Origin of the sequence: Flavobacterium psychraerolatum (assembly GCF_025960985.1) — a bacterium.
Classification (GTDB): Bacteria; Bacteroidota; Bacteroidia; order Flavobacteriales; family Flavobacteriaceae; genus Flavobacterium.
The window spans coordinates 1-2,253 of record NZ_JAOQMX010000089.1 but is presented as its reverse complement, the minus strand read 5'-3'; the positions used below and the strand labels follow the sequence as shown (position 1 = coordinate 2,253).

2 protein-coding genes are annotated in these 2,253 nt (G+C 34.5%); one reads left to right on the top strand and one right to left on the bottom strand.

What is annotated here, in order from left to right:
* Nucleotides 1-322 precede the first annotated feature (322 nt).
* Nucleotides 323-802 (bottom strand): DUF6265 family protein, encoded by a 480-nt coding sequence (locus M2326_RS17430; protein WP_264620817.1) that lies wholly within the window; start codon nt 800-802, stop codon nt 323-325.
* 283 nt (nt 803-1,085) lie between these two features.
* On the opposite strand from M2326_RS17430, the gene M2326_RS17425 reads away from it, so the two are divergent.
* Nucleotides 1,086-1,250, top strand: a complete 165-nt coding sequence (locus M2326_RS17425; protein WP_264620816.1) for a hypothetical protein — start codon at nt 1,086-1,088, stop codon at nt 1,248-1,250.
* Nucleotides 1,251-2,253 lie beyond the last annotated feature (1,003 nt).

Genomic DNA, 2,253 nt, shown 5'->3' with positions numbered 1-2,253 from the left:
ATTAGACTTAAATATAAGAAAAAAGGAGTAGAAATCCATAGATATCTACTCCTTTTTATGTGTCAATTTATTAGAAAGACTTTTTCAGTGCCCTCCTGAAAAGGCAGCCTTTTTTGTGTTTATAACGAATAGTAAAACATTTTTCACCTATTTTGGGCGTGTCCCTCCGTAAAAACTACGGGCCGGGCTATTTGTTACAATCTTTTTTGGGGCAGAAAAAGCCCCAAAAAAGGATTTTCACTACTATCCCTCACGCATAACTTGGTAGTTTTGTGATTTTTTTGAATTAAAAAGCTATTGTCCAAACCCAAATAAACCGAGACTATTTTACTTTTTTTAAACTGTATTTTTCAGTAGTAGTATTACCCAATTGTATTCCCGACATTTCAGTCAAAAGTAGACTTGCATTAGGTTGAGAATATTTAATCTTTTGCGGATAATCATTATTCAAGTTTTCAAACACCATCTGGTTTTCTTCAGATTCCTTAGCCAAAAACAAAATTGGTTCATCGTTATTTTGCCCGTAAATAGTGGTTTTATAAGTCAGGGTTTCTGCAGTTTCTTGCAAAACCATTGTTTCTTTATGAATAGTATCTTTTCCTTTTAAGAACAGCGAACTTCCATTGTAAGTGCTGTCATTAACTTTAGTCCAGTTTTCTGAAAGTATACCATCTACATTTGTTTGTTCCCATTTGCCCAAAAGCCATTCTGATGATTGTATGAGTTCATATTCTGGTTTCGAATTTTTGTCGCAGGATACTAATGTTATAAGGATTGTTAAAAGGCTAATTCTTTGCAGCATATTACGGGTGTTTTTATACATATTTTGAAAGGCTAAATTAAGAAAAATAATAGTGTGTTTGAATTTCAAATTATTTTGAAAATATCCAAGTTGTTTTTTCCTTTTTCGATGGTTGTTATGTATTTAAGTTATTGGTAATTAGGTGAGTGTATTTTTTTTGTTGATTGTCAAGAAAGAAAAATGGTATCTTTGTTTGTATATAGCTACTTCTTTTTAGTATTTAAGGGCGTAATTTTGATTTAGTATTTTTGAAATAATTACAATAAACTAAAAATAGTAAAAAATGGAAGATTTCTTAGTAACCACAGTAAAAGTTGTTTTGGAGGCCATTTTGGTTTCAGGTATTTTAGGTTATTTTTTCTTAAAACGAGAAGAACGCCTAAAACGAACTATCGAAGAAGAGTTTAAAAAAAGGGATAAGTTTTTTGATGTTAAATTTAATTTCTAACTAAGGTCGCTCGAAGAATTATTGGCGCCTATCATGTTACAATTAATAAGAAGTAAAATCACCCCAATGGTACAGACTTACCACGTTTGTTAGCGAAGGTTTTCACCTGTGCCCGCTCCAATTGTAACCCAAAAATAATCTATTTTTAGTCATTTTTTTATTTTTAAAAACAAAGAAAGTTGTAACCGTTTTAATGATTACACCTTTCTTGTTACTTTGCTTGCTCAACTTTGTGGTCACAGGCAAATGTCTGCGCTAACCGTTTGAAGACAAGCCTGCGCGATCGGGGTTACTAAAGTCTTCGACAAGCTCAGACGGAAAATAGTGGATTACTTGTTTTATAACCAAATCTCTTTACAACTACAATTCAGTCATGCTAAGGGTGTCAAAGCCCTGTTACAATAGGCAAATCTGCATAATAAAGTCTTCGACATGCTCAGATAGACAATAGTGGGATTATTTGTTTTACAGTCACAAGTCTTTCTGGTAGAGGGTGTCGAAGTCCTGTTGCAATAGGCAAATCTGCATACTAAAGTCTTCGACAAGCTCAGATAGACAAGATTGGGATTATTTGTTTTATAACTAAATCTGCTTAAAACCGCAAGTCTGTCAGGCTGAGCTTGTCGAAGTCCCGTTTCAATAGGCAAATCTGCTTACTAAAGTCTTCGACAAGCTCAGACGGACAATAGTGTGTTTATTTGTTTTAAAACCAAATCTCCTTAAAACCACAAGTCTGTCAGGCTGAGGGTGTCGAAGCCCCGTTGCAATAGGCAAATCTGCATAATACAGTCTTCGACAAGCTCAGACGGACTATAGTAGGATTGCTTGTTTTATAACCAAATCTCCTTAAAACCACAAGTCTGTCAGGCTGAGCTTGTCGAAGCCACGTTTCAATAGGCAAATCTGCTTAATACAGTCTTCGACAAGCTCAGACGGACTATAGTAGGATTGCTTGTTTTATAACCAAATCTCCTTAAAACCACAAGTCTGTCAGGCTGAGCTT

Bases quoted from the DNA above. Each gene is read 5' to 3' on its own strand.
- M2326_RS17425 (WP_264620816.1), top strand. From the start codon at position 1,086: ATGGAAGATTTCTTAGTAACCACAGTAAAAGTTGTTTTGGAGGCCATT.
- M2326_RS17430 (WP_264620817.1), bottom strand. From the start codon at position 802: ATGCTGCAAAGAATTAGCCTTTTAACAATCCTTATAACATTAGTATCC.